We start from the raw sequence: 26,378 nt of genomic DNA, 5'->3' as shown, positions 1-26,378 counted from the left end.
GGGTGCCTGCGGCGGGCGCAGGCGCCCACGCATCAAAATCGCGAGACGGCCGTGATGCCGAAGGAGTATTCGTTGCGGTCATAGATATCGACGGTTGACCAGGTGCGTCGGGCCTGTAGCGAAGCCTGGGGGACAAAGCCGAAGTAGCTGACATCCGGGAAGGTCACGTCGATCCCGAGAGACAGGGTCGTATCGTCGCGACCGCCCGCGATTGCGCTGAATTTGTGGTAGTTACGTTGTTCGACTGACGTGTTGAAGCGCGGCTGGATTGCGCCGATCCGATCAAGCGCGCGGTTTGCGCGCAAGGCGACTGATGCCAGATCGACGGTGCCGGAGTCGGACCAGACGTTCTTGAATGTTGCACCGACACCGAACGTCCCGCCGCTTTCGGCGGCGCGGGTCATGTCGACGGAAAAGGCCAGCGAGTCCGACGAGTTCACATCGCTATCAAGCCGTTTTTCGGTGCGCAGGGTGGTGGCGAAGCGAAGCTGCTGTGTGTCGCTTTGCCGGACGGTTTGACCGATTTTCACTTCGCCCCAGCGCGCCAGATCGGCGTGGCCATACGCGCTTTGCCCGACAAGCGTGGTGATTTCGGTGATGCCAAGGTCCGGCCAGATCAGGCGCTGATCCCGGATGCCGACAATCACGACACCATAGTCGAAGTCGGATCCTTGGGCGGTCGGAACGAGTTCCTTTGCATCCGAGTCCAGCCATATCTTGCGATAAAACAGTTCAGCGAGGGCTTCAGTCTTTTGTGTTTCGTTTTCGAACAGTCGGTAGGCAAGGGATATGCCTGTCGAGGCTTCGTAGCCGCCAAGTTGCTGGCCAGACGGGTCCAGAAAGAACGGCAAACCGCCAAGATCGATGACCAGCGTTTCCGCACCGTTGTTCACGTTGTTTGACGGGCGCGCGGTAAAGCGAAGCTGGACGCTGAGGGGGTTCAGGCGCGAGACGTTCTGGAACGCGCGTCGTGCGGCCTCGCGACGGGCATCGTCGGTTGCGACATTGTCGGCGCGGCGCAGCCAGAACTCGGCGCGGGTGAATTGCTCGTTGAGGGTCTTGATGTCGGCCACGAGAAACGCCGCGTCGAACTGCAAGGCGGGGTTGTCCGAGAACCGATAGGCGTCGGTCGCGGCCTTTTCAGCGATATCAAGTGCACCTGCGCGGCGCGCGACGAGCGCCCGCAAGATGAGGGCTTCGGCGTCTTTTGAGTCGCGCTGCAGCAGGACGGTTGCCAGTTGATCCGCCAGAGCAAGGTTGCCCGACTGAAAGGCCTGCCGTGCTAGAACGCGGGCCTGCGGCACCGAAAGCGTCTGCGTGCTTTCAGGGGAAGTTTGGGCCTGCATCGGACCCGCCACCAGAAGCAGAAGTGAGACCCCAAGCGACAGGAAAGCCGCCCGAAGGCGGCTTCCCATTGCGTTCATTGTGCCTTGCATTATGGGCAGGCGAGCGTGCAATCCGCGGTGAAGACACCGAGGTCGCGGGCGCTGAAGATGTCTTCGTTCGGATCGGTGTCTTCGTCACCGTCGATGTCGAAATCTCCGATAGCGCGTACAAGGCCACCAACGACCGAGGCGTCCGAGCCGCCGAAGAAGCCTTGGTAGGTCCCGGTTTCAAGAACGCTGCCATCATCCTTGTAGCTGTTGACTGTGCCTTCGAAAGATCCGTCAGTTATGATCGTATCGTTCAGCACGAGCGTTGGTCTGTCCGTGCCCGGGCCGCGCGCGAGGTTGGTCAGGGTTCCGGCGCCGTCAACCGAGTAGACGTCACGATCCTCGATGAAGCCTTTGAGGTAGCTGTCCGTGAAGTCGACTTCCATTCTCAGCGTGCCATCCGTGAGGAAAAGCGCGCCAGAGCCGTCGAGCGTCAGGGTTCCGGCGTAGTCACCGGTGTAGCCGACAAGGCCAAGCGTCGGGATGGATGTCGTCACATCGTCGACATCATACCATGCGCCGGAATAGCCGAACTCCTGATAGCCTTCGATGGCCGCGACACCGACCGTGATTTCTCCGCCAGATGTCTGTTTGTAGATCGCCAGATAGCGATTGAAGCCCGGGATCGGCGTGATCTCCTGGTTTTCGTAGATGTCGTAATCAATGCCGTTCCCACCCGTGACAGTCGTCAAGTATGTGAATTCGGCTCCGAGTGGGTCGTCGTCGAAGGGCAGGCCGGTGAGGATCAGCGAGTCGTCGCTTGGGTCACCTGCGAGGGCTCCTGCGCTGAAGGTAATGTTGGTCACATCACCCGAACAGACAAAAGCGCCGCAGGTTTCGGTGCCGTCAACGGGCAGGTCACCCTGATCGATTGTAGGGTTCTCGGGCACCGGGTTTCCGCCGCCGCCACCACCGCCACCGATGTCGATGTCACTTGTGCCGCCGCAGGCTGCGAGAAGCATTGCCGCTCCGAAGAAAGCATAATGTGGTTTCATGATAATACTGCCCTTGTCTGGTTTTTCGGAATCCTGACAGACCCCGTGGATAAGTCAATATTCGTTAACCCTATTGGGCAGACCCTAGCCAGAATGCGGTTCTTTCGCAACGATGTGGCGCATATTGTGGTTCAAACCGGGCGTGCACATAGATACTGTGGCGGAGCGACTCGATTTGACTGGGGAATGACCATGCCGCTGACACCTGAACAACAGGCCGAAATTGACGAAGAACGCGCACAGACGCGCACCACGCGGCGCGTTGTGTCGGAAGGGATGGAGGAACACCTCTATACGGCTTACCCGGTTCTGGACCACGGGTTCGTTCGGGTCATTGATTACATGGGCGACGACAACGCGATCACGCAGGCCGCGCGGGTGTCTTATGGCAAGGGAACCAAGGCGGTCTCAAACGACGAGGGGCTGATCCGGTATCTGATGCGGCACTGGCATTCGACGCCTTTCGAGATGTGCGAAGTGAAGTTCCATGTGAAGTTACCCGTCTTCGTGGCGCGTCAGTGGATCCGGCACCGGACGGCGAATGTGAATGAATATTCAGCGCGTTACTCGATTTTGGACCGCGAGTTTTACATTCCCGAACCCGAGGTTCTGAGCGCGCAGTCGACGATCAACAATCAGGGCCGCGGGGCGGTTTTGGAAGGGGCCGAGGCGGCGCGGGTGCTGGAGATTTTGAAGGGTGACGCGACGCGGTCTTATGACCATTACGAGGAGATGCTGTCTCAGGACGGTCAGGACGGGCTGGCGCGGGAATTGGCGCGGATGAACCTGCCGGCGAATGTTTACACGCAGTGGTATTGGAAGGTCGATCTGCACAACCTGTTCCACTTCTTGCGGCTCAGGGCGGATTCCCATGCGCAATACGAGATCCGGGTCTATGCGGAACTGATGTGCCAGCTGGTGAAGGACTGGGTGCCCTTCGCTTACGGCGCGTTCGAGGATTACCGGCTGGGCGGCGCGCAGCTGAGTGCGAAGGGCGTGGAGTGCGTTCGGCGGATGGTTGCCGGTGAAGAGGTGACGCAGGAGACGTCGGGGATGTCGAAGGGGGAATGGCGGGAGTTTATGGGGGTCGTCTCCGACCCGGGCTAAGCCCGGGGAAAATCAGTCCGGGGGACTGATTTTAGGGGGCGACGAGATCACGGAGAAATAACTTTGTCGGACAATTGGCTAGTCTTTGTCGATACGAACATTCTCCTGGATTTCTATCGTTTTCGCGGCGCCAGTGCTTTGAAGCAATTAAAAGCACTAGAGCAGAATCGAGCGAAATTGATAGTAACCGAACAAGTCCAAATGGAGTTTTTGAAGCATCGCTAAAATGTGGTTCTTGAGTCAATAAGGGACCTTAAGTAACCGGACGAACAGAAAATGCCCCCATTCCTTTCAGAGTATCAGCCAGCAAATATGATGAAGAAGAACGTTGCTGAGGCGATCCAGCAGTTTAAGAAAACTGTCAACAAAGTAGAGAGTGTCTTAATAAGGCCTCAGCAACATGACGATGTCTACAAGGCATTGATGAGGGTCTTCAAAAAGGGCACTCCGTATTCTCTCGATCGCGACCATACGGAGAAAATTAAGCTGCGCAGCCTAGCAAGAAAACGATTCTCCCTAGGCTACCGTCCCACCCTAACTCCATGCACACCCCAATCCATGCTACCCTCTCAGCCAGTCATCGCTGAAAGGAACATCCTATGGCCGCCTTCTCCCTCCCTCCAAGAACACCCGACGCGCGGTATGCTGAGCTGACGCATTCGCATATTTGCATTCGGGTGCCCGACTACGCAGCGGCCAAGGACTGGTATACGTCGGTTCTGAAATTCCGGGTTGTGCATGAGTGGCCGGAGCCGATGCTCAAGGTGGACATGGGGTATTTTGCGGCTCCGAATGACGACAGGGCGCTGTTTGAGATCGTGGGCGGGAATGATCCTGCGCCGTCGCCGCGCGCGTCGGAGGACTTTCCGGGGACGTTTGCGCATCAGGGGTTTCATCATGCGTGTTTCACCGTGCCGGACATCGAGGCGACCGTGGCGCGGCTTGAAGAAGACGGGGTGACGATTGTTGCGCCGCCGTTTGTTGTCGAAGTCATTGGGCGGAAGATCGCCTTTTTCGCAGACCCGTGGGGCAATCTGTTTGAGATGGAAGAAGTGTTGGACTGAGCGCCACTGCGTCCCGTTTTAGCAGTGCTAGTGTTGGAGAATGAAACACCTCGCTCTCCTCCCGCTCCTCCTTTCCGCCTGTGCCGCTACCATCCAAGTCGGCGACCCGGCTCCTGACCCGACGCCGACGATCATCGGGCAGGGCTCGGAACCCGGCTCGGCGATTGTCATCTACCGTGCCTCAGAAGTGGGGTTCCTTGGGAATGTCGCGACGAACCCGGCGTTGTTTTTGGATGAACGCTCGATGGGGACCTGCCGGATCGGGGCGCCGTTGGTGATCCGGCTGGCGGCAGGGGACTATGTGGTGGGCTCGATCACGCAAGGGGGGCAGGCGCGCGAGGCGGTGTCGGTGGCCGAAGGTCAGACGGTTTATGTGCGCTGCGGCACGACCGCATCGCCGTCTCTCACTCCGCCGCCGTTCCTTGATCCGGTGGAAGCCTCCGCCGGGGCGCGTCAGTCGGGGGTGCGTTTCTGAACCGGGTCGTTCCGGGTCAGATGGCTTTCAGCTCTCCGGCCATGGTGCGGCCATCGCGGCCTTCGATCAGCTCGTATCCGATCTTTTGATCATCGGCGAGGCCGGTCATTCCGGCGCGTTCCACGGCTGAGATATGGACGAACACATCAGAGCCGCCCTCGTCGGGTGCGATAAATCCGAACCCTTTGGTTGCATTGAACCATTTCACTGTGCCTGTCGGCATCGGTCTTCCTTCTCGTCTTTCCCTTCGCGCAGGCGGAAGGGCCTTGGCATTGAGCCCCGACGAGCGACCGTGTGGCCCCCGTGGGGCGCGTTTTGCAGACGACGTGCGTCTACACCCTTGAAAGTGGGGAGATTCGTATGAAAAACAAGGCAAATTACTGTGACAGAGGGGGATCGTGATGGCGGTTTTGTATGGGATTGCGAGTTGTGACACCTGCCGAAAGGCGCGCAAATCGTTGGAAAACAGCGGGTTAGGTGTTGAGTTTCGGGATGTGCGGGCCGCGCCTTTGTCGGGGGACGAGATCGCTCGGTTTTTGGCTGAATTTGGCGGCAGTTTGCTGAATACGCGGTCAACGACGTGGCGGGGGTTGTCGGAGAGTGAGCGCGGCGGCGCGCCGGAGACTTTGATTGCGGCGCACCCGACATTGATGAAGCGGCCGGTTATTGAAGGTCCGGGCGGGTTGACCCTTGGGTGGGACAAGGCGGCTCAGGCCGCGCATCTTGGCTAGGTGGTGGCTTGGCGTGGCGAAGTGCTGCCCTTGAGGACGCGGTCGACGGAGAGGGGGCCGCCGCCGCGCAGGACGAGGTAGGCGAGGACGAACACCCAGAAGGCGCGTTGGTCGAGGATCAGGCTGTCGGGCATGCGGTCGAACCATGCGCCCAAGGTGCCGTTTGCCAGGCCTCCGTGGCCGAAGAGGTCAACCCAGCTTTGCACCACGACGAAGCCGATCATGCCGAAGGCGGCGAGGCGGGTGAACAGGCCGAGGACGATGAGAAGCGGCAGGACGAATTCGGCCCATGTGCCCGCGGTGACCACGGCCCAGTGGAACGCGCCGAGTTGCGAGAAGTCATAGCCGATGGCTTCGATGGTTCTTGGAAAGATCTGGATGTAGGCGCCGTCGGAGGGGAAGAGGAAACCAAGCACCCCGTCACCCAGTTTCGTCGCGCCCGAGTTCCAGTAGTAGACCAGCAGTGTCGCGGCAAAGATGAACCGGGCGAGTGTAGTCATGACGGGCACGGTGATCCGTTCGAGGCCAGAGACAACCGTATCGTGGAGCGAGGTCAGGGCGCGGATCATGGGGTCAGTCCTTAAGGTCGGTGAGGGCGTTGTTGGTGATCAGAAGGGCCAGCATCGCGGAAAGATCGAAGGCAGGGTCTTCTGTGGTGGCAGCCTCGATGGCGTTTGCGAGGGTGGTTTCGTCGAGAAGCGCGGCGACGAAGGCGCCTCCGCCTGGCGGAAGCAGATGGGGTTCGGGGTCAAGGTCGGGGCGCAGGATCAGCGTGTCCTGTGCGGCCATTGTCGGCTTTGGGGCGCCGGGCAGGGTGTTGAAGGCCCAGATCGCATGGATTGGCCATTTTGAGCGGATCAGCCGGGTCGCCGGGGCAAGGGTGGGTTTTGACGCCATCAGGGTGTCAGGTGGCGTGGATTGTAGAATGGCTGGGTCGAGCGGTGTGGCGTCCGCTGCGTGGTAGCTGTGACGCAGGGCCAATTCCAAACGGGCGATATCGGGGAGGTAGCCGATGGATTTCGTGGGTTCGAAGGTCTGAATAAACGCGGGCATGTCCTTGCCGTAGAACATCATCAAAGGCGATGTTGGCGGGTATTGCCGCAGGTACGAGGTGGCAAGGAGTTTGAAGTTCTGCGCGCCGACCAGTTTGGCGATGGTTGGGAAGGCTGTTTCGAGGGCTTCGGCGAGGGACACTGTGACGTTGTTGCGGTAGACGTCGAAGCGCCTGCCGGCCTCAAGGCCGTGGCCATCTGACAATCCAGTCGGGCGGGGGGCCTTGGGGTCGAGAAGCGCCTGCCGGAAGGTATCCTGATCGACGTTCACGCGACGGCTTTCTGCAGAATCGCCTGTGCGCGCTGTGCTTCGGCTTCAAGCGTAGGCCAGTCGGGGACGTCGTTGTCCCATTCGATCAGCGTCGGACGTACGCCGCCTTTGGCGATGACATAGTCATAGAGCGCCCAGACCGGGTCTGCGACCTCGCGGCCATGGCTGTCGATCAGCAGGGGTGCGCCGTGGTCGTCTTCGTCTTCGTCGTGACCGCCGAGGTGAATTTCGCCCACATGATCGAGAGGGAAATCGTCGATGTAGGCGATGGGGTCCGTGTCGAGGTTCGTGGCCGAGACGAAGACATTGTTGACGTCCAAAAGCAGTCCACAGCCGGTGCGTCGGGCGATCTCTCGCAGGAAATCCGTTTCGGACATCGTGCTTTCGGTGAAGGCCAGATAGGAGGACGGATTTTCGAGCAGCACTTTGCGCCCGATGGTCTCTTGTAGTTCATCCACATGGTCGGCGACGCGGGTGACGGTCGCTTCGGTATAGGGCAGGGGCAGGAGGTCGTTGAGGAACTCGGCGCCGTGCGTGGACCATGCAAGATGCTCGGAGAAGCTGGCGGGCTTCAGCCAGTCGTTCAGGTGTTTCAGGCGCTTGAGGTGGTCCGGATCAAGGCGGGTTTCGCCGCCGATCGACAGGCCCACGCCATGCGCGGACATGGCAAAGGTCTCGGCAAGATGGCGAAGCTGCGCAAGCGGCCGACCGCCGTCTCCCATATAGTTTTCAGCGTGAATTTCCAGCCAGCCGACGACGCCCGGGTCGTTCGTTATGTCGGCGAAATGCTGAGGTTTATAGCCAACGCCAGGGGCATTTGGCAGGCGATCAATGGGTTTCGGATTTTCGTCGAACATGGATCACAGCCTCGGCTAAAGGTGACGCCCCCGTCAATTGCGGGGGCGTCGGTCGTGTGGGTCAGCTTATGCTGGCAGGTCGCGATCGAGCGCTTCCAGCGAGCCCATGCGCTCGGAACCGTCGGCCATTGCTGGCAGCTCGATGTCGGCGCATGTGCCGGCGTCAACCAGCGTCCAGGCGTTGCCCTGATAGTCGACAACCGAAGAGCCAGCACATGTGGTGCCTGGGCCAGCGGCACAATCGTTTTGACCGGCGAGCGAAACACCGAAGCATTTTTCCTTGGCTTGTGCGTGAGCTGGTGCGGACAGCGAGGCAGCAAGAGCAGCAGCGACGGCGCCAGCGACGGCGATGGATTTTGTAGCGTTAGACATAAGTTCAGTTTCCTCGTGTTGGTTTTCTTAATATCGGACCGCCATTTTGCGGCTGTCCTACAGAAAGCAACTGTCTGGCTAACATTCCACTCACGGCTGCGTGTTTGACGCGCTCGTTATGGATTGAAACATTCAGCGAAGGTTGACGAAAGTCGCCCGAAATTTAACAAAAGGCGGCTAAAATTGTATATATATCAGATATTTGCGAGCAGGGTGTTGTTAGGGGTTGGTGCGTTAGCCTGAGGTTCGTAATCAACCTCGAGAGGCCCCGATGACATCCTTGCGCATCAGTTGTGTTGCAGTTTTCTTGCTGGCCTTTGGTGGAATGACGGCGATGGCGGAGCCGAAAAGAGTGGTTCTACCCGAAGTCGACCATGCCGTTGCATCACTTGAAGTGATCGGATTGGATGGCCAGTCGACCGTTTATTCTCCGGCACAGCTTGAAGAGTTTCCGACATATGAGATTGAAACGAGAACGCCCTGGCGTGACCAGCCGGCGCTTTTCTCGGGCGTTTTGTTGTCCGATGTCTTGGCGCGCCATGATTTGTTGTCGGCGTCCGTGATCGTTGTGACTGCTGAAAATGAGTTTACGGCGACATTTGACCGCCGCGCGATGACGACGGCTCCGATCCTTATTGCAACGCGCGTGGACGGTGAGGCGCATTCGCGTCGTGCGCGGGGGCCCATTCAGTTTGTAATAGCCGAGCAGGATATGACGGACAGTGACGCTTTCGACGAGTCGCATCTCGTTTGGATGGCTATGCGTATTGAGGCGTCGCGCTAGAAATGCCCTTCAAGGAAAAAACCGGTCCTCCGCGATTGCACGCGCTAGCGACAAAGCGCGGGTTCTGGATTGCCATGGCGTCGCTCGCAGCCTTCACCTTTCTTGTTGCAACGGAGTTTCGCAGATCGGCGGAGTCGATTCTGACCGTTCAGGAAGAAATCGAAAGGCACCAGGCGACCGGGAGCCAGTCTGCGCTTAACCAGATTGCGCGTTTGAATGGCCAGCTTCTGTCGGCTCTGGAGAAAAACGAAGCGTCGGACGCCGACTTTTCGGAAATACAGTCGGCGATCGATGCGTTGTATGTGCGGGCGGATCATATCACGAGACGGCTTGAAGCGGGTGCATCCAGCACGCTCTATGCAAAGACAGGCCAGGGCGAGGGACTGATCGGAGACGGTACGACGACGGTCATCGCGATTGAAGCGCTTGTTGCTCTGATGGATGAGGCACTTGTCGCGCCGGATCCGATAGCCGCATTGAGAGCTCCGGAATTGATTCAAGCGATCGAGACAGCGAGGAAAGCCTCGTTTCAATATTTGCAGCGCTCCACCCGATTGAAGTCTGCGCTTATGTCCTCGCAAACGGAAAAGGTCCTTTTTCTAAGTCGCGCCACCCTGGTGTTCCTGGCGATTGTCACGCTGGCAGGAGCTGTAAGCCTACATCTGTTACGACTTGAAGTTCTGGCGCGTAAGGAACGCGAAAAAGCGGAAAGCCGTGCGGACCGACTGGCGTATTTTGACGCGCTGACCGGACTGGCCAACAGGGTGCAGTTTCAGGACAAGGTCGACGAGTTCCTTGGGCCGAAAGCAAGAGGCGCGCTGATCTTGATCGACCTCGACAGTTTCAAGGAGATCAATGATCGTCACGGACACGCGGCGGGTGACGCAGTTTTGAAGCAGATGGCGCGTGCTATTCGCGACGAGGCTGAAGTCACAGGCGGTATCGCGGCACGTCTGGGTGGTGATGAATTTGCGGTATTCATGCCGACGGATGACACGGACTTCCTGTTGGGTTTTTGTCAGTCGCTGCTTAGTCTGTGCGCGGAGCCGTTGGAGTTCGCTGGCACGCGGGTCATTTCTGGAGTCAGCATCGGCTTGACCACGACCACGCAGGTGTCTGCCTCGATCTACAGCGGCTATGATCAGCTGATGCGCGTCGCTGATTTCGCACTCTATGCCTCCAAAGCTGCCGGACGCGGGCGGGTGACTCTCTATGATGCAGATCTCGAACGGCAGATGGATGAACGCCGCACCCTTTTGGAAGACCTGCCGAAAGCACTTGAGAACGACGAACTTGAAGTCTTTCTGCAACCCAAAGTTCTTATCGGAACCGGCGAGGTTATCGGCTTCGAGGCGCTGGTGCGCTGGTGGCGCAACGGGGTGCTGTTCAATCCGGCTCAGTTCATATCTGTTGCGGAAGACAGTAATCGGATCTGCGAGATTGACGCCTTTGTGCTTGATCGCGCGGTCGGGATCATGGCGGATTGGAACCGTCGGCATCGCACCTCGTTCGGCGTCAGCGTCAATCTGTCAGGCAGTCATTTCGTCAGTCGTGATGGGCTGCCATTCGTAAGTGACGCGTTGCAACGACACGGATTCGAACCGGAGTTTCTGACGCTGGAGATCACGGAAACCGTGCAACTTTCGAGGTGGGATATCGCGCAAGAGATTGTGACAGGTCTGAAGGCGCTCGGATGCAAGATTTCCATTGATGATTTCGGAACTGGGTACTCCTCTCTTATTTACCTCAAGACCATTTCGGCCGATGAACTGAAGATCGACAAATCGCTGATCGACGAAATCGAAGGCTCGGAAGAAGCGCGCTTCATTCTGGATGCCGTGCTGGACCTTGCGGATAGTCTGAGGCTTGAGGTTGTTGTCGAGGGCATTGAACGCGAAGAACAGCGCAGCTTTTTGCACCGGTTGGGGTGCAAGGTGGGGCAAGGTTATCTGTTCGGCAAGCCAATTGCTGCGGCCGAGGCGCTTGCGGATGCTACGTACTCACTGCCAACCCTGGACGACCTTCCGCCGGCAAACAAGGCACGCGTGCCCCGATTAGGTGCCGAACGTGGGCTGGCCGATCGCGCTTAGGCGAGATCGGGTGGCGTTGCTTCGGCCTTGAGATCCGCCAGAACGTCTTCACGAGGTCGAACCGAGGTCTGTTTGTCGCCAAGTCGGCGAACCGAGACCGTATTCTCTGCGACTTCACGCTGTCCCACGGCCAAGATCACCGGAACTTTGCCGACGGAGTGCTCGCGGATCTTGTAGTTTATCTTTTCGTTGCGCGTATCCGCTTCTGCACGAAGCCCCGCCGCGCGCAACGCCGCAACCGTTTCACGCACGTAATCGTCCGCATCCGAAACGATCGAGGCCACAACCACCTGACGTGGCGCAAGCCAAAGCGGCAGACGGCCCGCGTAATTTTCGATCAAAATGCCAATGAAGCGTTCAAACGAACCAAGGCAGGCCCGATGCAACATGTAAGGGCGGTGCTTGTCGCCGTCCTCGGCCACGTAGTGAGCGCCGAGACGTTCGGGCAGGTTGGGATCGACCTGAAATGTTCCGCACTGCCAAACACGACCGATTGCATCGGTTAGTTTAAAATCAAGCTTGGGGGCATAAAACGCGCCTTCTCCGGGGTCGAGGGTGTAGGAATGACCCGTTTTCTTGATCGCGTTCTCCAACGCGTCTTCCATTTTATCCCAGCTTTCCTCGGTTCCGACACGTTTTTCAGGACGGGTCGCAAACATGATCTCGAATTTCTCGAACCCGAGATCCGAATAAACGTCGGAGAGGAAGTCGATGAAGCGCGCGCATTCTTCTTCGATCTGATCTTCGCGGCAGAAAATATGAGCATCGTCCTGGGTAAAGCCCCGGACGCGCATTATGCCGTGAAGTGCCCCGGAGGGTTCATAACGACTGCAGGATCCGAATTCCGCCATGCGCAAAGGCAAGTCCCGGTAGCTTTTCAGTCCCTGATTGTAGATTTGAACGTGGCAGGGGCAGTTCATCGGCTTGAGCGCGTTCACTGATTTTTCGCGCGCGTGATCCTCGTCGACTTCGACGATGAACATGTGTTCCTGGTAGTTTTCCCAGTGGCCGGATTCCTCCCAAAGGCGGCGGTTAACGACCTGAGGGGTGTTCACCTCGACGTAGCCGCCCGCGCGTTGTTTGCGGCGCATATAGTCCTGAAGCGCGGTGTAGATGGTCCAGCCGTTCGGGTGCCAGAATATCTGACCGGGGGCTTCTTCCTGCATGTGGAAGAGGTCCATCTCACGGCCGAGGCGACGATGATCGCGTTTGGCGGCTTCTTCCAACATGTGAAGATGCTGTTTCAGATCATCGCGGTTCTTGAAGGCGACGCCGTAGATGCGCTGAAGCATGGCGCGGTCGCTGTCGCCGCGCCAATAGGCGCCGGCAACATTCATCAATTTGAACGCATCCGCGGGGACTTGCCCGGTGTGTTGCAGATGCGGGCCGCGGCAAAGATCCTGCCAGTCACCGTGCCAATACATGCGCAGAGGTTCATCGCCCGGAATGGCGTCGATCAGTTCGACTTTGAAGGGTTCGTTATTGTCGGTGTAGTGCTGCACCGCGCGCGCGCGGTCCCAGACTTCAGTTCGGACCGGGTCACGTGCATTGATGATGTCCTTCATCTTGGCTTCGATCGCGCCGAGGTCTTCCGGCGTGAATGGTTCGGCCCGGTCGAAGTCGTAGTACCAGCCATTTTCGATGACGGGGCCAATCGTGACCTTGACGTCGGGCCAGATCGACTGCACCGCACGCGCCATGATGTGCGCGATGTCATGGCGGATCAACTCAAGTGCCTGGTCGTCATCCTTCATCGTATGGATCGCGATGTCGGCGTCCGCTTCAATCGCCCACTGAAGGTCGAAATGCGCGCCGTTCACAGTTGCGCTGATGGCCTTCTTGGCAAGCGAGGTCGAAATGTCGGCAGCGACTTCGGCGGCTGTTATGCCGGCGTCGTATACGCGCGAATTGCCATCAGGAAGGGTAAGGGAAATCTGGGCCATCGGTGCTGGCTCCTCGTCAGTTTGGCGCCCACGGAACGCCCGGTTGCGGGTTATATCTGCGGTGGATTTGGCAAGCCTGCCCGCGAAAGTCAACATGCCTGCGCCATCTGCTTGCATCGTGTTGTCGATGCGCTAGCGTGCGCGAAAATCGGAGGGACGCGATGTCGGACAGTATTTACAAGAGCGGTTTGCGTGATCTGGCCTATAACCAGACCGAGGGCGACGGGCCGGGTGTCGTTTTCCTGGGCGGGTTTCGTTCGGACAAGGAAGGCACAAAAGCGATCTTTCTGGAAGACTGGGCAAGGCGGCGTCGGCGTGCTTTTTTGCGGTTCGACTACTCCGGGCATGGCCAGTCGTCGGGTGATTTTCTGGATGGCTCGATCGGGGATTGGTACGAGGACGCGGTGGCGATCATCGAAGCCATGACGGAAGGGCCGCAGGTTCTGGTGGGCTCGTCGATGGGCGGCTGGATCAGCCTGTTGGTCGCGCGGGACCGTCCTGATCTGGTGAGGGGGCTGGTGACGATTGCGGCAGCGCCGGACTTTACCGAGGACGGCATGTGGGCCGAATTCGATGCGGATCAGAAGGCGGAAATGGAACGCCTTGGGCGTGTTGAATTGCCGTCTGACTATTCGGAAGGGCCTTACGTCATTACGCGGCATTTGATCGAGGAGGGGCGCAAACGTCTGGTCCTGCGCGATCCGCTGCTCCTGCCGATTCCGACGCGCTTCTTGCAGGGAACGGCTGATCCGGATGTCGAGTTGTCGGTCGCGCATCGATTGCTGGAGCACGCTACGGGCGGCGATATCCGACTGACTTTGGTAAAGGGCGCCGACCATCGATTTTCCGACCCCGATTGTCTGGCGCTGATCGCGGCCGCGGTGGATGATGTGACCGCGCGGGGCGCCGGTGCATCTGCCTAGCAGGCGTCCTTACGGGAAGTTCCCGGCGTCAGTCCAGCACCTCGTACGGCAGAGTGCGCCTGCTGTTGTGGTCGATTTGCAGTGTTCGCTCGAGAGGTGGCAGCGAGCGTTGGTGGCAATTCGCGCGCGGGCAGATGCGGCATGAGATGCCGATCGCTTCGAACGTCGTCGCATCGGAGGTATCGAGACCGTCCGAGTATACGAATTCTGTCGCATGGCTGATTTCGCATCCGAGCCCGATGGCATATCGGCGGACCGGGGCGCGCCATGCACCGCCTCCGTGTGTGACCTCACGTGCAAGGCAAAGATAGCGCACGCCGTCGGGGGTTTCGGCCAGTTGGCGGATGAACTGTCCGGGCGTTTCGAAGGCCGAGTGCACGTTCCAAAGCGGGCAAGCCCCGCCGTAGCGGGCAAATTGCAGGCGTGTGGCCGAGTGACGTTTGGTGATCGTTCCGGCCTGATCGACGCGCACGAAGAAGACCGGCACGCCTTTTGCGCCGGGTCTTTGCAGAGTGGACAGTCGGTGTGAGACCTGTTCGAGCGACGCGCCGAAGTGGTGGGCGAGCTTTTCAAGGTCGTGGCGCGTGGATTTGGCGTGGTTGAGGAAATGCGCGTATGGCATGAGGGCGGCCCCGGCAAAGTAGTTGGCCAATCCGATTTTCGCGATGTCGCGCGCCTGTTCGGACTGAAAGCGCGCCAGATCTAGTGTGGCGTCCAGAAGGTCGGCTTTCGTCAGAAGGGCGATCTGATGCAGGGCCTGAAATCGTCGCGTTGAACGCGCAGCGGAGGCCTGCAAAGTGAGGGTCTTGGTGGTCGGATCGAATTGACGGATCGCGGTGTCTTCGGTGGTAAGGCGCAGCGTTATGCCGAGGTCGGCGAGCGTGTCCTCGATGGCTCGGTCAGTTGGCCGGTCCGCGACAAAGCGTTCGGCGGCGCGATCAACAGCGTCGATGTAGTTGTCGCAGTAGTGAAAAAAATCGCGCACCTCTTCCCAGGGGGAAGCGCCAGGCCGCACTTCGCCCGAGCCAAGGGCTTCGTCAAGCGAAGCGAAACGCTCGTTGGTTTGCATGTAGGCGCGGTGAAGCGCAAGAAATGCGCGGCCCACGGCGGGCGCGTTCGTGGCCACAAGGCGCAGGTCCAAAAGCGCCGGGGCCGCGTCCTTGAAAAGCGGATCGGCGAGGGCTTCGCGCAAATCAGTGACCATACGTTCACCGTCGCCGATTGCCAACTCGCTGACATCAAAGCCGAACTCCTGAACCAGCGCGAGGATCACGGCCGAACTGATCGGGCGGTGATTGTTCTCCATCTGGTTCAGGTAGGGTAGCGAAATGCTGAGTTTTTCAGCGAAGGCTTTTTGGGTCAGGCCAAGATGCGTGCGCGTTTCGCGCAATTTGGCTCCGGCGTAGAGTTTCTGAACGCTCATGTGCGATTCCGTGCTGGCAAGTTTGCAAACAGGGTGGTCGTATTTTGCTAATCCGGCAAGGCTCCGTTTTCGGCGAGGCGTTTTTCGCGCGCGACGACGAAAAGGATCGAGAGAAAGCCGAGGCAGGCCGAGATCGCCATGATGATCAGCAAGGGCACGTCGGTGGCTCCCCACCCAAGCGCGACGCCCGCAAAGGCCGATAAGACAGCGCCTCCGCCGATGAGAATTGAGCTGCCAAGCCCGGACGCCGTTCCGGCAAGGTGTGGACGCACGGACAACATGCCGGCTGTTGCGTTCGGCATGATAAGGCCGTTGCCGATGCCGACAAATGTGCAAAGACCAAAGAACGTCACGGCCGAGCCATATCCGGCGAGGCTGATGGCAAGGGCCAAAACCATCCCGGCGGAGGTGATCAAAGCGCCAGCCTGGATCATTCGGTTGATGCCTATGCGAGTCGAGTAGCGCCCGGAAATATAGTTTCCCGTTGCATAGCCGATTGCGGGGGCGCCGAAGCCGAAGCCCGCCCAAAATGCGCTGAGACCGTAGACGTCGCTGGCGACCAGCGGCGCACCGCCGAGAAAGGCGAAGAAGGCTCCGCTGGCGAAGGCCGCCGAAAAGACATAGCCCCAGAACCGCCGTGACGCGAGAAGCTCGGGGTACTCGCGAGCCTGAGCGGCAAAGGATTTGCCTTCGCCCGAGGCGGTCTCCCCCTGGTCGGCATAGCAAAGCGCGAAGACCCCGATCCCGGATGCTATCAAAAAGACAAAGGTCGCCTGCCAGCCGAAAAGCTGATCCAGCGCGCCGCCGATCATCGGAGCGACCATCGGGACCAGCGCCATGCCCATCGTGACATAACCGATCATCGACGCTGCCTCGTTTTGCGGGACCATGTCGCGGACGATGGCGCGCGACAGCACAAGTCCCACGGCGACAGCGCCCTGAAGCATTCTGAAGGCGAGAAAGACTTCGATGTTGGGTGCAAGCATACAGCCTACGGACGCGGCAATGAAGATACCAAAGCAAATCAGCACAATAGGCCGCCGTCCGTAGCGGTCACTGAGCGGGCCGATCAGAAGCTGAAGAATCGCGGTGGCCGCAAGATAGAGCGACACCGAAAGCTGCATGACGCTGTAGTCGGTTTCGAAATAGACTGTCATACGCGGCAAAGAAGGCAGGAATGCCGCCATATTCATCGCAGCAACCCCGGCCATCAGCACGAGGGTTATGATATGTGGGGGTGTGGAACGGTCCAGAAACCGGACCTCGGGGCGGGAAGACATTACACACTGCTATCGCGCCTGACGGGGGCATGTCCACAGAGCAATCGGCCGTAAATTCGGCCGCCTTTGCGGATTTGCAGAATGCATCGCCCTCTTGGCATTAAATTTGCAAATATGCCATATTTTGCTTCCCGAGACGCGTACGAAACGATAGCTCTGACGTGCTGATGTGCGGAGGGAACACATGTCCGATATACTTGCCGAACTTGAACGACGCCGCGAGGCGGCCCGCGCGGGCGGAGGAGAGCGCCGGGTGCAGGCGCAGCATGCCAAAGGCAAGCTGACCGCGCGTGAACGGGTGGAGTTGCTTCTGGACGAAGGCTCGTTTGAAGAGTTCGACATGTTCGTCACGCATCGCACGACCGATTTCGGCATGGCTGACAGCAAGCCGGCGGGCGACGGTGTGATCACCGGCTGGGGCACTGTGAATGGCCGTATGGTCTATGTGTTCAGTCAGGACTTTACGGTTTTCGGCGGGTCGCTGTCGGAAACGCACGCGCAAAAAATTTGCAAGATCATGGACATGGCGATGCAGAATGGCGCGCCGATCATCGGGATCAACGACTCCGGTGGCGCGCGTATCCAGGAGGGTGTTGCAAGTCTTGCAGGCTATGCTGAGGTATTTCAGCGCAACGTTCTGGCGTCGGGCGTGGTGCCGCAGATCAGCCTGATCATGGGGCCATGTGCGGGTGGCGCGGTCTATTCGCCCGCCATGACGGACTTCATTTTCATGGTGCAGGACAGTTCTTATATGTTCGTGACCGGGCCTGACGTGGTGAAAACGGTCACCAACGAGGTCGTGACGGCCGAGGAATTGGGTGGCGCCTCAACGCATACGCGCAAGAGCTCGGTTGCGGATGCGGCGTTTAAGGACGACGTCGAAACGCTGATGGAAACGCGCCGTTTGATCGACTTTTTGCCGGCGTCGAACCTTGAAAAGCCGCCTGTGCGGCCTTTCTTCGACGACCCGGACCGGATCGAGGAGAGCCTTGATACGCTGATTCCTCAAAACCCGAACCAGCCCTACGATATGAAGGAATTGATCCACAAGATTGCCGATGAGGGTGATTTTTATGAGATTCAGGAAGATTTCGCGGGCAACATTCTGACCGGGTTCATTCGTCTTGAAGGTTCGACCGTGGGTGTCGTGGCGAACCAGCCGATGGTTCTGGCCGGGGTTCTGGATATTGCCTCCAGCCGGAAAGCCGCGCGGTTCGTACGATTCTGCGATGCGTTCGAGATCCCGATTCTGACTTTGGTCGATGTCCCGGGCTTTTTGCCGGGAACGGCGCAGGAATACGACGGCGTGATCAAGCACGGCGCGAAGTTGCTCTTTGCTTACGCCGAAGCGACGGTTCCAAAGGTCACGCTTATCACGCGCAAGGCCTATGGGGGTGCCTATGTGGTGATGGCGTCCAAGCACCTTCGCGGGGACTTCAACTATGCCTGGCCGACGGCTCAGGTGGCGGTCATGGGCGCAAAGGGGGCGGCGGAGATCCTGCATCGGTCCGAGCTGGACGACGCCGAAAAGATCGCTGCGCGCACCGAGGAGTACGAAACCAATTTCGCGAATCCGTTCCGTGCGGCCGAGCGTGGTTTCGTGGACGAGGTGATTATGCCCCAATCGAGTCGCAAACGCATCTGTCGCGCCTTCGCCTCGCTTCGCGGCAAGAAGCTGAACAATCCTTGGAAGAAGCACGACAACATCCCGCTATGATGATAAGAACGCTCTTTGCTGGCGACAAAAGCCAAAAAGTGATGCGAGAATGCAAACTTTTCGCGCCTATAATGGCTATTCAGCATTTATCCGCGCATTTTCGTGATCTTTTGGTTGGCATTTCCGCAGCGTCGGATAGTTTGTCGGCAGGCGTGCGAAGAAGTACGACTATTGGGAAATCCGGCTGCGCAAAGAACGCGGCCAAAAGTCATCGAAGGAGGCAGTTATGTCTAACACAATTAAAACCATCTTGGCCCTTGGCCTGTTCACAGTTGTTGCAGCTTGCGCACAGCAAGAAGAAGTTGTCATGGTCGAGCCAGAGCCGATCATGGAAGAGCCAACAATGGACAAGATGTAATCCATCTATCCGGTCGGGTGCCAACGGCACCCGACCAAACCCCGCGGCCCCTTTGTCAGGAGGGTGCCCATGCTGAAGCACAGGGGGTTTCCGGGTCGTTTTCCCGGCACTGATTTCCAATTCACAATCCGACGAGGCAACCCGCGCGGGATCACCAAGATCGTTCAGCGCGAGCGTTTTGCCGACCGCCGACCCGCCGACCGTCGTGCGGATGCGGCCTTTCTGGCCTGTTTGTGGGATTACTTCGGAAACGAGCCTTTCGAGCGGGGTAATCTGGATGCCGGGAGACTGAGCTGGTTGTTTGGCCGCGAAGTCGTGGCCGCCGAGGACCCGTTTGATCCCGAGAGTTATGAAGCATTGCTGGTGATTGATGAGGACAGGGCGCGAGCGTCCTTTCCGGATGCCTTTGACGGGACCTGGGTGGCATGATTTCGCCTTTTGCAATCCGCGATGCGCGAGGTGCTGCCGATTTCGTCTCGCAAGCGCGTTTGCGCTTTGCAGCTTGGCGATTCTGCCGCAGAGTCCTTCCGAAGGTGTCGGCCTATGACGTGAAACGCGCCTTTGCATATCGATACTATTACCCTTCCCCTTCGAGGTGGCCTGACCTGCACAAGCAGGTCAGGTCGCATCTTTCGGCTGACTTTGGGCAAGCGGTCGCCGAAGCGGGCCCGTGCGTGACAAACCGACTTGCGTCGTGGGCACGAACATCCATTTATGCGTTTAGGGGATGTGGAACGGGCCAATTAGGAGGCACAAGACAATGCAAAAGACACTTACATTCGCGGCGGTTGCTGCGGTTCTCACCCTTGCCGCATGCGGCGACAACGATCTTGAGCGCGGCGTGTCCGGCGCGGCCATCGGCGCCGTTGGTGCCGAGCTTACAGGCGGCAACGCGGTCACGGGTGCTGCAATTGGCGGTGCGGCCGGGGTGTTCTGCGACGATCTCACACCGGAACTCTGCCGGTAATTCAAATAAGATAATGACGTACCGACGGTCGTCGGGGCTGAATGCCCCGGCGACCGTTGTCGTTTCGGCATCCCGCCGGACGACGAAGGAGGGGACATGTTCAAGAAAATCCTGATCGCGAACCGGGGCGAAATTGCCTGCCGGGTCATCAAGACCGCCCGCAAGATGGGGATCAAGACGGTTGCCGTCTATTCCGATGCCGATCGCAATGCTTTGCATGTGAAGATGGCGGACGAGGCCGTTCACATCGGTCCGCCGCAAGCAAACCAGTCGTATATCGTGATCGACAAGATCATGGATGCGATCCGCCAGACCGGCGCCGAGGCCGTGCATCCGGGCTATGGGTTCCTGTCGGAGAATCCGAAGTTCGCTCAAGCTCTTGAGGCCGAAGGGGTCGCGTTCATAGGTCCGCCTGTGAGGGCAATCGAGGCGATGGGTGACAAGATCACGTCCAAGAAGATCGCCCAGGAGGCCGGTGTATCGACGGTGCCGGGATACATGGGATTGATCGCGGATGCCGAAGATGCGGTGAAGATCTCGAACGAGGTCGGGTATCCGGTGATGATCAAGGCCAGTGCCGGTGGCGGTGGCAAGGGTATGCGGATTGCCTGGAACGACGATGAAGCGCGCGAGGGTTTCCAAAGCTCGAAGAACGAGGCGGCGTCCTCGTTTGGGGATGACCGGATATTCATTGAAAAGTTCGTCACGCAGCCTCGGCACATCGAAATTCAGGTGCTGGCCGACAGCCACGGCAACACCATCTACCTCAATGAACGTGAGTGTTCGATCCAGCGTCGCAACCAGAAGGTCGTCGAGGAAGCGCCCTCGCCGTTTCTGGACGAGGAAACGCGCGCCGCGATGGGCAAGCAGTCGTGCGAATTGGCAAAGGCCGTGGGCTATGCCAGTGCTGGCACGGTCGAATTCATCGTCGATGGTGAGAAGAATTTCTATTTCCTGGAGATGAACACGCGATTGCAGGTGGAACATCCTGTGACCGAGCTGATCACGGGCGTCGATCTGGTCGAGCAGATGATCCGTGTGGCGTATGGCGAGGTATTGTCGCTGAAGCAGTCGGACATCGGGATCAACGGATGGTCGATCGAAAACCGACTTTACGCAGAAGACCCTTATCGCGGGTTCCTGCCATCGATCGGGCGTCTGACACGCTATCGCCCACCTGCCGAAGTGGCCGAGAAAACCCATGCCGTGCGGAATGATACCGGTGTTTTCGAGGGCGGCGAGATCAGCATGTACTATGACCCGATGATCGCCAAACTGTGTACGTGGGCGCCGACACGCTCGGATGCGATCGAGGAAATGCGCAACGCTCTGGATGCATTCGAGATCGAAGGTATTGGCCACAACCTGCCGTTTCTTGCAGCGGTCATGGACCATCCGATCTTTATTTCGGGTGACATGACGACCGCCTTCATCGAGGAGCAATATCCGGATGGATTTTCGGGTGTTGTGCCGGATGAGAAGACAAACGCCCGCCTTGCGGCTGTGGCGGCGCATGTGAAGATGCGCAAAGAAGCGCGCGCGGCGCAGATTTCCGGAGCGATGGCGAACCACAAGCGTCGGATTGCACCGGATTGGGTCGTCTATGTTGGTAAAGACCAGTTCAGGGTTTCGATCACCGAAGACAATGGTTGCACGACGGTTGCCTTCGAGGATGGTCAGACCATGGAAGTGGTTTCGGACTGGACACTGGGGTGTCGCTTGTTCGAGGGGAGCGTTGGCGGAACGCCGATGATCGTGAAGACCGACTTCATTCGCGACGGGGCACGGCTTCGCTATCGTGGGGCGGACCTGAACGTGGTCGTGCGCACGCCGCGGCAGGCTGAACTGGTTGCGAAAATGCCCGAGAAAGTGCCGCGGGACACTTCAAAGATGCTACTTTGCCCCATGCCGGGGCTGATCGTCTCTATTGCCGTCGAAGAGGGGCAGGAGATTCAGGAAGGTCAGGCGCTGTGTACCATCGAGGCAATGAAGATGGAGAACATCCTACGCGCCGAAAGGAAGGGCCGCGTTTCGGCCATCAAGGCCGCCGCCGGAGACAGTCTTCAGGTGGACGAGATCATCATGGAGTTCGAGTGATCGATTGTGCCAAAATAAGCGCGGCGTTTCAGTTAAGGGATGCGCTGTCGCGGATTTCCTGGCGCCGCAGCGGCATCTTGTCGATGGAGCGTGACAATTCGCGCACGTCCCAAGGGAACGGTTTGCGCAGTTTCACACCGCCATCCTTGCCGATCAGCGTCAGCATGAACCCACGCGGCCGCAATTTGCGGCGCACGTCCGTGAGGTCTCGGGGGGATGTATCGGTGATGATCACGACGTCGCGCGCGACAAGTTCATCCACGCGCTCTAGCAGAAGCTCAAGTTGCTGCTGGAATGCAGGGTCGGCAGGAGTATCCGCAAAGACGACTACCGGGCGCGCGATCCAGAGAAAGTCAGCCAGATCAACATCTTGTGCGTCGAACACGGTTGTTTTGTCTTCTTGCCAAAGCTCGACAGATGTCAATTCGCTAACTGTTGCGTCAGCGGCGGGCGCAAGTGTTGCGGTCATCGCCAGAGCGGCGGATGCAATCAGAACTGTCAATCGCGGTGCGGTCATAAGGTCTCCGTTCAGGGAGAATATATGTCTCATTCGCGAAATGCGTAGGGGTTTATCGTCAGGTCACGGCAATTTCACCTGCAAGACCCACAATCAGGAGATGTTTCGATGAGCGACTGGAAGTCCCTCGCGGAAAAAGAACTTCGCGGCAAAAGTATCAGCGACATCGAGTGGGAGACGCTTGAAGGCATACGCGTGAAACCGCTTTATGACGAAAGCGATGTCGCGGGGCTTGATCATATGGGGTCTACGCCGGGGTATGCGCCGTTCACGCGTGGGGTGAAGGCTACGATGTATGCTGGCCGTCCCTGGACTATCCGCCAGTATGCCGGATTTTCGACCGCTGAGGAATCCAATGCCTTTTACCGCAAGAACCTTGCGGCTGGGCAGCAGGGTGTTTCGGTGGCTTTCGATCTGGCAACGCATCGCGGATACGACAGCGATCATCCGCGTGTTGAGGGTGATGTGGGCAAGGCCGGTGTCGCGATCGACAGTGTCGAGGATATGAAGATCCTCTTTGACGGGATCCCGCTGGATCAGGTCAGCGTCTCGATGACAATGAACGGCGCGGTGATTCCGATCCTTGCCAGTTTCATTGTCGCCGGCGAAGAGCAGGGACACGACAAGGCGCTTTTGGCCGGGACCATTCAGAACGACATTCTGAAGGAATTCATGGTGCGCAACACGTATGTATACCCGCCTGAACCTTCGATGCGGATCGTTGCCGACATTATTGAATACACCTCGGACCACATGCCGAAATTCAATTCGATCTCGATCTCGGGCTATCACATGCAAGAGGCTGGCGCGAACCTTGTGCAGGAGCTGGCCTTTACGCTGGCGGACGGGCGCGAGTATGTGCGGACCGCCATCGCGCGCGGCATGGATGTGGACAAGTTCGCAGGACGCTTAAGTTTTTTCTTTGCTATCGGTATGAATTTCTTCATGGAAGCGGCGAAACTGCGGGCAGCGCGTCTGCTTTGGAGCCGGATCATGGACGAGTTCGGGGCGAGCGATCGCTCGAAGATGTTGCGCACCCATTGCCAGACTTCGGGCGTGTCGCTGCAGGAGCAGGACCCTTACAACAACGTTGTGCGCACGGCCTATGAGGCGATGAGCGCGGTCTTGGGCGGGACGCAATCACTGCATACCAATGCGCTGGACGAGGCGATTGCCTTGCCGACGGATTTCTCGGCGCGGATTGCGCGCAACACGCAGTTGATCCTGCAGGAAGAGACCGGAGTGACGCATGTCGTCGATCCCTTGGCCGGGTCTTACTATGTCGAAAGCCTGACGGCTGAATTGGCTGAAAAGGCCTGGGCGATCATCGAGGAAGTCGATGAAATGGGTGGTATGACCAAGGCCGTGGCCACGGGCATGCCAAAGCTTCGGATCGAGGAATCCGCAGCGAAGCGTCAGGCGATGATCGACAAGGGTGACGAGGTCATCGTCGGGGTCAACAAGTATCGCAAGGACAAGGAAGACCCGATCGATATCCGCGACATCAACAACGAAAGCGTGCGCGCCAGCCAGATCGAGCGACTTGAGCACATCCGCGCCACGCGGGATGCGGCGGCGTGCGAGGCCGCGTTGTCGGCTTTGGAGAAATGCGCGGCTGAGGGTGGAAACCTGTTGGCGGCCGCGGTTGATGCGGCACGGGCACGCGCTTCGGTAGGAGAGATAAGCATGGCGATGGAAAAGGTGTTTGGACGTCACCGCGCCGAAGTTAAAACACTCTCTGGTGTTTACGGTGCAGCCTATGAGGGTGATGCAGGCTTTGCCGCGATCCAGAAAGAAGTCGAGGGTTTCGCCGAAGCCGAGGGGCGGCGGCCCCGAATGCTGGTCGTAAAGATGGGTCAGGATGGCCATGACCGCGGCGCCAAAGTGATTGCGACGGCCTTTGCCGATATCGGTTTTGATGTGGACGTCGGGCCGTTGTTCCAGACTCCGGAAGAGGCCGCGCAGGATGCCATCGACAACGATGTGCATGTGATCGGAATCTCCAGTCAGGCGGCGGGACACAAGACGCTTGCCCCAAAGCTGATCAAGATCCTGAATGAGCGCGATGCGGGCGATATTTTGGTCATCTGTGGTGGAGTCATCCCGCAGCAGGACTATGAATTCCTGTATTCGGCAGGCGTGAAGGCGATCTTCGGGCCGGGGACCAATATCCCGGATGCGGCGTCCGACATTCTGAAATTGATCCGCGCCGCGCGTCCTGCGTGAGCGCCCGCGCAAAAATGTTGATCGGCGGGGGGCTTGGCGCGCTTTGGGCCGCAAGTGTGGTCTGGCTCGGTGCGCGGGTCATCGAACTGCCGATTTTCGCGCTGACGCCGATGCTTTTGGTGGCGTTTCTGGGGCCGGGGCTGGTGATTGCCTTGATGGTGTTCTGGTCTGCCATGCGGCGGTTCGGGACTGATACTCTGAGGGACGGTGAAGCGCCTGCGAAAGGCACGTACGCCGATATTGACGCACGTGTATTGCGCAACACGATCGAGCAAGTGGTTTTGGCGCTATGTCTCTGGCCTTCAATCGGATTTTTGGCGGCTGACGATGGGCCAGGACTCCTTGCCGCTTTGAGTATCGCCTTTCCCTTTGCGCGAATTGCCTTTTGGATCGGGTATCGGATTTCGCCTGCGCTTCGGCTGTTCGGGTTTTCGGCGACCTTTTACGCGACGATCTTCGCGCTGCTTTGGGCCGTCGGGATTTGGCTTTTCTGACGTCGGGGCAACAGAGAATTGCGAGAATTTCTCTTGATCTAGGGGGCAAGTTAGCGCCATCAATCTTCATGAGATTCACGCTTGAGCTTGATCACCTAGCCGTTGTCGCGCGCACACTTGAAGAGGGTTGTTCCTATGTCGAGGCGGTGTTGGGTGCGGAGCTTTCGTCCGGTGGCAAGCACGACGATATGGGCACTCACAACAAGCTGCTGTCCCTTGGGCCCGACGTCTATCTGGAAGTGATCGCGATTGATCCGTCGGCGCCAAAGCCGAAGCATCGGCGCTGGTTCAACCTTGATACCTACGTCGGTGCGCCAAGGATGATGAACTGGATTTGTCGCACGGATGATCTGGACGCCGCACTGGAGGAGGCCCCTCCGGGATCAGGCCGTGAGATGTGGCTGACCCGTGGTGATATGCGCTGGCAGATGGCCGTCCCTGAATTCGGCAAGCTGCCGTTTGACGATGCAAGCCCGGCGCTGATCCATTGGGGCAACAGCGCGCATCCGTCGGGGCGTTTGCCCGACCACGGGTTCCGCCTGGTGCGGCTCGATGTATTTCATCCGCGCGCGGGTGAGTTGGTCGATGCCTTTCCGTCCATTAACAGGCTTCAGACGACATCTGTGCGCGAAGGTCCCGAAAAACGCCTGATCGCGACGATCGCGACGCCGGAAGGCAACCGGATCCTTGCATGATTGTGCGGCCGGCTGAAATGCGCGATGCGGACGCAATTGCGGCAGCGCTGAATCCCGTTATTCGCAATACGACGATTTCGTTCAAACCCTACGAGCTTTCGCTTGATGAAGTTCGCGAACTGATCGCAATGGCGCCGGGTATTTTTGTAGCCGAGGTCGACGGCAAGGTGGTCGGTTATGCGTCTTACGATCAGTTCCGGCGTGGGGCAGGCTACGCACGCAGTATGGAGCATTCGATCATTCTGGCGCCCGAAGCCCGGGGTCATGGGATTGGGCGGACCTTGATGGCGGTTGTTGAAGATCACGCGCGCGCGGCGGGCGTTGGTTCGCTCTGGGCGGGTGTCAGCGGCGAAAATCCTGGCGGTGTGGCGTTTCATGACCGACTTGGTTTCGAAACGGTGGCGGTGCTGCCCAAGGTTGGTTTCAAATTCAACCGCTGGCTCGATTTGACGCTGATGCGCAAATGGTTGCAACCGGCGGGTGACGAGACGTCTGGATCCCACTAAG

General features: G+C 58.7%; 28 protein-coding genes. 17 read left to right on the top strand and 11 right to left on the bottom strand.

Annotated features, from left to right (window positions below; translation table 11 throughout):
* Positions 1-32 precede the first annotated feature (32 nt).
* Both BOA8489_RS03725 and BOA8489_RS03720 read right to left on the bottom strand, forming a co-directional pair.
* Positions 33-1,424, bottom strand: a complete 1,392-nt coding sequence (locus BOA8489_RS03725; RefSeq protein ID WP_176440201.1) for a surface lipoprotein assembly modifier — start codon at positions 1,422-1,424, stop codon at positions 33-35.
* 11 nt (positions 1,425-1,435) lie between these two features.
* Positions 1,436-2,428: a HupA family protein gene (locus tag BOA8489_RS03720; protein WP_093972646.1), complete on the bottom strand. Its 993-nt coding sequence runs from the start codon at positions 2,426-2,428 to the stop codon at positions 1,436-1,438.
* 192 nt (positions 2,429-2,620) lie between these two features.
* Between BOA8489_RS03720 and thyX the strand changes: the two genes are divergently transcribed.
* The 4 genes from thyX (at position 2,621) to BOA8489_RS03705 (ending at position 5,074) form a co-directional block, all read left to right on the top strand.
* Positions 2,621-3,535: an FAD-dependent thymidylate synthase gene (thyX, locus tag BOA8489_RS03715; RefSeq protein ID WP_093973029.1), complete on the top strand. Its 915-nt coding sequence runs from the start codon at positions 2,621-2,623 to the stop codon at positions 3,533-3,535.
* Positions 3,536-3,598: 63 nt separating this feature from the next.
* Positions 3,599-3,760: a PIN domain-containing protein gene (locus BOA8489_RS21040; RefSeq protein WP_176440200.1), complete on the top strand. Its 162-nt coding sequence runs from the start codon at positions 3,599-3,601 to the stop codon at positions 3,758-3,760.
* A 374-nt stretch (positions 3,761-4,134) separates the two neighbouring features.
* The gene (locus BOA8489_RS03710; RefSeq protein WP_093972645.1) at positions 4,135-4,599 is read left to right on the top strand and encodes a VOC family protein; all 465 of its coding nucleotides are present in this window, start codon (positions 4,135-4,137) and stop codon (positions 4,597-4,599) included.
* 40 nt (positions 4,600-4,639) lie between these two features.
* Positions 4,640-5,074 carry a hypothetical protein gene (locus BOA8489_RS03705; RefSeq protein WP_093972644.1) on the top strand — a complete coding sequence of 145 codons (435 nt, stop codon included), beginning with the start codon at positions 4,640-4,642 and terminating at the stop codon, positions 5,072-5,074.
* A gap of 16 nt (positions 5,075-5,090) precedes the next feature.
* Here BOA8489_RS03705 and BOA8489_RS03700 read toward each other — a convergent pair whose 3' ends face one another.
* The gene (locus tag BOA8489_RS03700) at positions 5,091-5,297 is read right to left on the bottom strand and encodes a cold-shock protein (RefSeq protein WP_093972643.1); all 207 of its coding nucleotides are present in this window, start codon (positions 5,295-5,297) and stop codon (positions 5,091-5,093) included.
* Between the two features lie 178 nt (positions 5,298-5,475).
* On the opposite strand from BOA8489_RS03700, the gene BOA8489_RS03695 reads away from it, so the two are divergent.
* On the top strand, positions 5,476-5,805 hold the full coding sequence (locus BOA8489_RS03695; protein ID WP_093972642.1) for an arsenate reductase family protein: 330 nt from the start codon (positions 5,476-5,478) through the stop codon (positions 5,803-5,805).
* On the opposite strand, the gene BOA8489_RS03690 is transcribed toward BOA8489_RS03695, so the two are convergent.
* The 4 genes from BOA8489_RS03690 to BOA8489_RS03675 form a co-directional block, all read right to left on the bottom strand.
* Complete coding sequence (locus BOA8489_RS03690; RefSeq protein WP_093973028.1) at positions 5,802-6,371, bottom strand: DoxX family protein; 570 nt, start codon at positions 6,369-6,371, stop codon at positions 5,802-5,804. The genes BOA8489_RS03695 and BOA8489_RS03690 overlap by 4 nt on opposite strands.
* 7 nt (positions 6,372-6,378) lie before the next feature.
* Positions 6,379-7,128 (bottom strand): HvfC/BufC N-terminal domain-containing protein, encoded by a 750-nt coding sequence (locus tag BOA8489_RS03685; RefSeq protein ID WP_093972641.1) that lies wholly within the window; start codon positions 7,126-7,128, stop codon positions 6,379-6,381.
* A complete protein-coding gene (gene bufB / locus BOA8489_RS03680; protein WP_093972640.1) occupies positions 7,125-7,985 on the bottom strand; it encodes an MNIO family bufferin maturase in 861 nt (286 codons plus the stop codon). Before bufB ends, BOA8489_RS03685 begins: the two co-directional genes overlap by 4 nt.
* A gap of 66 nt (positions 7,986-8,051) precedes the next feature.
* Positions 8,052-8,357 (bottom strand): BufA1 family periplasmic bufferin-type metallophore, encoded by a 306-nt coding sequence (locus BOA8489_RS03675; protein ID WP_093972639.1) that lies wholly within the window; start codon positions 8,355-8,357, stop codon positions 8,052-8,054.
* Between the two features lie 271 nt (positions 8,358-8,628).
* On the opposite strand from BOA8489_RS03675, the gene BOA8489_RS03670 reads away from it, so the two are divergent.
* Both BOA8489_RS03670 and BOA8489_RS03665 read left to right on the top strand, forming a co-directional pair.
* Entirely contained in the window at positions 8,629-9,141 is a 513-nt protein-coding gene (locus tag BOA8489_RS03670; protein ID WP_093972638.1) for a hypothetical protein, read from the top strand.
* A 74-nt stretch (positions 9,142-9,215) separates the two neighbouring features.
* A complete protein-coding gene (locus BOA8489_RS03665) occupies positions 9,216-11,231 on the top strand; it encodes a putative bifunctional diguanylate cyclase/phosphodiesterase (RefSeq protein WP_176440198.1) in 2,016 nt (671 codons plus the stop codon).
* Here BOA8489_RS03665 and thrS read toward each other — a convergent pair.
* Positions 11,228-13,174 (bottom strand): threonine--tRNA ligase, encoded by a 1,947-nt coding sequence (gene thrS / locus BOA8489_RS03660; RefSeq protein WP_093973027.1) that lies wholly within the window; start codon positions 13,172-13,174, stop codon positions 11,228-11,230. The two genes, BOA8489_RS03665 and thrS, sit on opposite strands and share 4 nt — an antisense overlap.
* Positions 13,175-13,335: 161 nt before the next feature.
* On the opposite strand from thrS, the gene BOA8489_RS03655 reads away from it, so the two are divergent.
* Positions 13,336-14,097, top strand: a complete 762-nt coding sequence (locus BOA8489_RS03655; RefSeq protein WP_093972636.1) for an alpha/beta hydrolase — start codon at positions 13,336-13,338, stop codon at positions 14,095-14,097.
* A gap of 28 nt (positions 14,098-14,125) precedes the next feature.
* Here BOA8489_RS03655 and BOA8489_RS03650 read toward each other — a convergent pair whose 3' ends face one another.
* Positions 14,126-15,520 (bottom strand): helix-turn-helix domain-containing protein, encoded by a 1,395-nt coding sequence (locus tag BOA8489_RS03650; protein ID WP_093972635.1) that lies wholly within the window; start codon positions 15,518-15,520, stop codon positions 14,126-14,128.
* A 47-nt stretch (positions 15,521-15,567) separates the two neighbouring features.
* Positions 15,568-16,800 (bottom strand): multidrug effflux MFS transporter, encoded by a 1,233-nt coding sequence (locus tag BOA8489_RS03645; protein ID WP_093972634.1) that lies wholly within the window; start codon positions 16,798-16,800, stop codon positions 15,568-15,570.
* Between the two features lie 184 nt (positions 16,801-16,984).
* On the opposite strand from BOA8489_RS03645, the gene BOA8489_RS03640 reads away from it, so the two are divergent.
* From BOA8489_RS03640 to BOA8489_RS03625, 5 genes are all read left to right on the top strand, one after another.
* A complete protein-coding gene (locus BOA8489_RS03640) occupies positions 16,985-18,517 on the top strand; it encodes an acyl-CoA carboxylase subunit beta (RefSeq protein WP_093972633.1) in 1,533 nt (510 codons plus the stop codon).
* A 226-nt stretch (positions 18,518-18,743) separates the two neighbouring features.
* Positions 18,744-18,875 carry a hypothetical protein gene (locus tag BOA8489_RS20910; protein ID WP_281256164.1) on the top strand — a complete coding sequence of 44 codons (132 nt, stop codon included), beginning with the start codon at positions 18,744-18,746 and terminating at the stop codon, positions 18,873-18,875.
* 69 nt (positions 18,876-18,944) lie between these two features.
* Positions 18,945-19,304, top strand: coding sequence for a hypothetical protein (locus BOA8489_RS03635; RefSeq protein WP_093972632.1), 360 nt, complete (start codon positions 18,945-18,947; stop codon positions 19,302-19,304).
* Positions 19,305-19,635: 331 nt separating this feature from the next.
* Positions 19,636-19,842: a YMGG-like glycine zipper-containing protein gene (locus BOA8489_RS03630; protein ID WP_093972631.1), complete on the top strand. Its 207-nt coding sequence runs from the start codon at positions 19,636-19,638 to the stop codon at positions 19,840-19,842.
* Positions 19,843-19,938: 96 nt separating this feature from the next.
* A complete protein-coding gene (locus BOA8489_RS03625) occupies positions 19,939-21,939 on the top strand; it encodes an acetyl-CoA carboxylase biotin carboxylase subunit (RefSeq protein ID WP_093972630.1) in 2,001 nt (666 codons plus the stop codon).
* Between the two features lie 28 nt (positions 21,940-21,967).
* Here BOA8489_RS03625 and BOA8489_RS03620 read toward each other — a convergent pair whose 3' ends face one another.
* Complete coding sequence (locus BOA8489_RS03620) at positions 21,968-22,456, bottom strand: DUF4174 domain-containing protein (protein ID WP_093972629.1); 489 nt, start codon at positions 22,454-22,456, stop codon at positions 21,968-21,970.
* A 108-nt stretch (positions 22,457-22,564) separates the two neighbouring features.
* Between BOA8489_RS03620 and scpA the strand changes: the two genes are divergently transcribed.
* From scpA to BOA8489_RS03600, 4 genes are all read left to right on the top strand, one after another.
* Positions 22,565-24,682: a methylmalonyl-CoA mutase gene (gene scpA / locus BOA8489_RS03615; RefSeq protein WP_093972628.1), complete on the top strand. Its 2,118-nt coding sequence runs from the start codon at positions 22,565-22,567 to the stop codon at positions 24,680-24,682.
* Positions 24,679-25,176: an MAPEG family protein gene (locus tag BOA8489_RS03610; protein ID WP_245813651.1), complete on the top strand. Its 498-nt coding sequence runs from the start codon at positions 24,679-24,681 to the stop codon at positions 25,174-25,176. Before scpA ends, BOA8489_RS03610 begins: the two co-directional genes overlap by 4 nt.
* A gap of 68 nt (positions 25,177-25,244) precedes the next feature.
* A complete protein-coding gene (locus BOA8489_RS03605) occupies positions 25,245-25,871 on the top strand; it encodes a VOC family protein (protein WP_093972626.1) in 627 nt (208 codons plus the stop codon).
* Positions 25,871-26,377: a GNAT family N-acetyltransferase gene (locus BOA8489_RS03600; protein WP_176440218.1), complete on the top strand. Its 507-nt coding sequence runs from the start codon at positions 25,871-25,873 to the stop codon at positions 26,375-26,377. The genes BOA8489_RS03605 and BOA8489_RS03600 overlap by 1 nt, the downstream gene beginning before the upstream one ends.
* The last annotated feature ends 1 nt before the right edge of the window (position 26,378 follow it).

The organism is Boseongicola aestuarii, assembly GCF_900184815.1.
GTDB lineage: Bacteria > Pseudomonadota > Alphaproteobacteria > Rhodobacterales > Rhodobacteraceae > Boseongicola > Boseongicola aestuarii.
Note: the sequence above shows the minus strand (reverse complement) of the source record. Positions and strands in the feature narration are given on the sequence as shown.